A 4,092-nucleotide genomic window follows, 5' to 3' on the forward strand; every position below is an offset into this window, starting at 1 on the left:
GTCGGCGGCGGTTCACCGCCGCCGACCTCCCCACCCCGGCCGCCCCGTCCGACTTCGCCGACCCGAGCGCCATCCCCGACCCGCTCGCCACGGCGCGCGCCCTCGATGCCGCCGACCCGCTCGCCGCATACCGCACCCGGTTCGCGGGCATCGACGACGACACCAGCAGCGTGGTCGCCTACCTCGACGGCAACTCGCTTGGACGTCCGACGCGGGCGAGCGTCGAGCGCATCCATCGTTTCCTGCTCGACGGCTGGGGCGGGCGGCTGATCCGCGGCTGGGATGAGGAGTGGCTCGAACTGCCCTTCACCATCGGCGACGCCATCGGCCGTTCCGTGGTCGGGGCGGCGCCCGGGCAGATGTTCGTCGGCGACTCGACCACCGTCATCCTCTACAAGCTGGCCCGCGCGGCAGTGGATGCGCAGCCAGAGCGCACCGAGATCGTGCTCGACACCGACAACTTCCCCACCGACCGCTACGTGCTCGACGGGATCGCGGGCGAGCGCGGCCTCACCCTGGTTTGGATCGAGGCGGACACGCACGCGGGCGTCACTCCCGAGCAGGTCGCCGCCGTCGTCGGGCCGCAGACCGCGCTCGTCGTGCTGAGCCAGGTCGCGTACCGCTCCGGATTCCTCGCCGACGTGCCGACGATCACGCGCATCGCCCACGACGCCGGCGCTCTGGTGCTCTGGGACCTCTGCCACTCGGCGGGCTCCGTGCCGGTCGAACTCGACGCCTGGGGCGTCGACCTGGCGGCCGGCTGCACGTACAAGTATCTGAACGGCGGCCCCGGCGCTCCGGCCTTCGGCTACGTGCGTGCTGGGTTGCAGGACAGTCTGGTCCAGCCGATCCAGGGCTGGATGGGCACCGCCGACATGTTCGCGATGGGTCCGGAGTATCAGCCGGCCCCGAGCATCCGGCGGTTCATCAGCGGGACGCCTCCGATCGTCGGGATGCTCGCCATGCAGGACACCATCGCGATGATCGCCGAGTGCGGGATCGACGCCGTGCGCACCAAGTCGGTCGCGCTGACCGAGTTCGCCATCGCCCTGGCCGACGAGTGGCTCGCGCCGCTCGGCGTCACCGTGGTCAGCCCGCGCGACGCCGAGCGGAGGGGCGGGCACGTGACCCTCGACCATCCGGCGATGCGTCAGGTGACCGCGATGCTGTGGGAGCGCGACGTGATCCCCGACTACCGCGACCCGGACGGCCTCCGCCTCGGCCTCTCCCCCCTGAGCACGAGCTTCGAGGAAACGTACCGGGGAATCGTCGCCGTGCGGGATGCGCTCGGCGAGCTCACGCATGACTGACCTGCCGACGGCGGCAGTGACAGCGAAAGCAGGCACACCACCACCGGACACCCCGCGCGAAGACCTCGAAGCGAGCACCGGCAGTTCCACGGCGCTCCTCCGCACCATCGTCGGCAGCGTGCTACGCCCGATCGGTGGCTGGATGAGCGCATCCGGGGCCGTCTACCTGCTCGGCGCCCTGGGCATCCCGGCCAGCACGGCCCGGTCCAGCCTCGCAAGGCTGTGCGCGCGCGGCGTGCTGGAGCGCCGGTCGCTCGGCGACGCGGCCGGCTACGCGCTCGACCCGGGCGCGCTCCCCATGCTGGAGCGCGGGGACGCCCGCATCTTCACCGCAGTGGATGCCGACGCTCCGGCCTCCTGGTGCCTCGTCTCGTTCTCCCTCCCCGAGCACCAGCGCGCACGCCGCCACCAGCTGCGCCGTCGCCTCTCCGCGCTCGGCTGCGGCACCGTCGCCGACGGCCTCTGGATCGCGCCCGCCAGACTCGAGGCCGAACTCTCCGAGACCATCGACGAGCTCGGGATGCGCGACCAGGCCGTCCTGTTCACTCACGCCATCGCGCTCGGCGACCTCTCGGATGCGCTGCCACGCTGGTACGACCTGGCGGCGATCCGCGCGGCGTACGACGGATTTCTGGCGCGCCACGCGTATCCGGTGGCCGACCTGGACCCGACCTCAGACACGACCCCTCGCGACGCCTTCGCCCGCTGGGTGCGCGCCCTCGACGAGTGGCGCGTGATCCCCTACCTCGACCCCGGGCTGCCGCTCGCCGCTCTGCCGTCCGACTGGCCGGGCGCAGCCGCCTCCGTCACCTTCGCCGCCATGCGCGCACGACTCGAACCGGTCGCCATCTCCTACGCGGCCGCCGTCGCGGCGCCCGACCAGACGGCGCCTCCGCCCGCCCGCGCGAATGAGCGCGCCGCAGCACGGTAGAATCGTGGCATCCCCCGGACCACGCGAGCGGAGTGAAGCCTTGCCAACGATCGTTGTAGAAGTCATGCCGAAAGCCGAACTGCTCGACCCGCAGGGCAAGGCCGTCGCCGGCGCTCTCGCGCGCACCGGTAAGGGCCAGTTCACCGGCGTCCGCGTCGGCAAGCGGTTCGAGCTGACCGTCGACGGACCGATCGACGACGCCACGCGCGCCGCGGTCGAGGAGATCGCGGGCGAGATCCTGTCGAACTCCGTGATCGAAGACGTCGTCGGCATCCACTACCCCGCAGAGGTCGACGCCTGATGCGCATCGGCGTCGTCACCTTCCCCGGCTCCCTCGACGACCGCGACGCCCTGCGTGCGATCCGTCTGGCCGGTGCAGAGCCGGTCGCCCTCTGGCACGGCGAGCACGACCTGCACGGCGTCGACGCCCTCGTCCTTCCCGGCGGTTTCAGCTACGGCGACTACCTGCGCTGCGGCGCCATCGCCAGCCTGTCGCCGATCATGACCGAGGTCGTGGATGCCGCAGGCAAGGGCATGCCCGTACTCGGCATCTGCAACGGCTTCCAGATGCTCGCCGAGGCGCACCTCGTCTCCGGCGGCCTGATCCGCAACGACCACGGCAACTTCATCCGCCGCGACCAGCACCTCACGGTCGAGAACGCCGACACCCCGTGGACGAGCGGGTTCGAGGCCGGCCAGGAGATCGTCATCCCGCTGAAGAACGGCGAGGGCGGCTTCATCGCGTCCGCCGAGGAGCTGAAGCGCCTCGAGGGCGAAGGCCTGGTCGTGTTCCGTTATAAGGGCGTCAACCCGAACGGCTCGCTCGACGACATCGCCGGCGTCCGCAACGAGCGCGGCAACGTGGTCGGCCTCATGCCGCACCCCGAGCACGCGGTCGAGCCCGGTTTCGGCCCGGACACCGATGCCGCGATGCGTTCCGGCATCGACGGTCTCACCTTCTTCACCTCGGTCATCCGCTCCACCCTCGTCGAGGCGTAAACAGCACCAGGGAGCTTTCCAACTTTCGGACGATTCGGGATGCACGCCGAACCGTCAGGCTGGAAGCATGACCCCTCGTGTGCTGTACAGGACGCTCGCGATCGCTGAGGCGATCACCTGGACCCTGCTGATCGCCGGGATGCTGCTCAAGTACGTGGCGAAGGTCGGCGACTGGCCGGTGCTCGTCGCCGGGTCCGTCCACGGGCTGGTGTTCATCAGTTACGCCGTCGCCTCCGTGCTGGTCGGCGTGAACCAGCGGTGGCGCATCCCGGTCATCGTCGTGGCGGTAGCATCGGCGATCGTGCCGTACGCCACCATCCCGTTCGACCTGTGGGCCGACCGCACCGGCCGCCTCGACGGCCGCTGGCGCACCACCCCCACCGACGACCCGCGCGACCACACCGCCATCGGCCGCCTGTTCCGGTGGATGCTCAACCACGTCCCTGTGCTCGCCGTCACGCTGGTCGTCCTCATCGCCGCGATCATGGGCACGCTGCTGATGATCGGCCCGCCGAAACTGAGCTGAGTGCGTGCAGGCAACCCGGCGGGCCACTCCGTGCGTCGATTGCTTTCGCCGCACCGAGGTGGAACGCTGAGTCCATGCATCGTGCCGGCTGGTCGTCTTTCGCTTTCCTGGTCGGCGCGCTGACCCTCCTGATCGGGGCATTCACCACGCACCTGCCGATCGAGCTCCTCGTGCTGAGCGGTGCCGCGACGCTCGCCGGACTCAACAACCTGCTGCGTGCGACGGTCAGCCGCGACGGTGAGAAGTCGAACAGCGCCGCCGCCGCAGAGACCGGCTCCCGCGGCTAGCGCCTCACCGCCGGAGCGATCGACGGCCCCCGGCCACCC

General features: G+C 70.7%; 6 protein-coding genes. All 6 read left to right on the forward strand.

All coding sequences use genetic code 11. The features are described from left to right. The first annotated feature begins 71 nt into the window (after positions 1-71). The 6 genes from B7438_RS20025 (at position 72) to B7438_RS20050 (ending at position 4,053) form a co-directional block, all read left to right on the forward strand. Positions 72-1,310 (forward strand): kynureninase, encoded by a 1,239-nt coding sequence (locus B7438_RS20025; protein WP_085371448.1) that lies wholly within the window; start codon positions 72-74, stop codon positions 1,308-1,310. Continuing rightward, positions 1,303-2,241 carry a PaaX family transcriptional regulator C-terminal domain-containing protein gene (locus tag B7438_RS20030; protein ID WP_085371444.1) on the forward strand — a complete coding sequence of 313 codons (939 nt, stop codon included), beginning with the start codon at positions 1,303-1,305 and terminating at the stop codon, positions 2,239-2,241. Before B7438_RS20025 ends, B7438_RS20030 begins: the two co-directional genes overlap by 8 nt. A 40-nt stretch (positions 2,242-2,281) precedes the next feature. Beyond that, the gene (locus tag B7438_RS20035) at positions 2,282-2,542 is read left to right on the forward strand and encodes a phosphoribosylformylglycinamidine synthase subunit PurS (RefSeq protein ID WP_055898292.1); all 261 of its coding nucleotides are present in this window, start codon (positions 2,282-2,284) and stop codon (positions 2,540-2,542) included. Beyond that, complete coding sequence (purQ, locus tag B7438_RS20040) at positions 2,542-3,240, forward strand: phosphoribosylformylglycinamidine synthase subunit PurQ (protein WP_085371445.1); 699 nt, start codon at positions 2,542-2,544, stop codon at positions 3,238-3,240. The genes B7438_RS20035 and purQ overlap by 1 nt, the downstream gene beginning before the upstream one ends. Before the next feature lie 67 nt (positions 3,241-3,307). Next, positions 3,308-3,766 (forward strand): DUF3817 domain-containing protein, encoded by a 459-nt coding sequence (locus B7438_RS20045; protein ID WP_085371446.1) that lies wholly within the window; start codon positions 3,308-3,310, stop codon positions 3,764-3,766. Positions 3,767-3,840: 74 nt separating this feature from the next. Continuing rightward, complete coding sequence (locus B7438_RS20050) at positions 3,841-4,053, forward strand: hypothetical protein (protein ID WP_085371447.1); 213 nt, start codon at positions 3,841-3,843, stop codon at positions 4,051-4,053. The last annotated feature ends 39 nt before the right edge of the window (positions 4,054-4,092 follow it).

Source organism: Leifsonia sp. NCR5 (assembly GCF_002105485.1).
GTDB lineage: Bacteria > Actinomycetota > Actinomycetes > Actinomycetales > Microbacteriaceae > Leifsonia.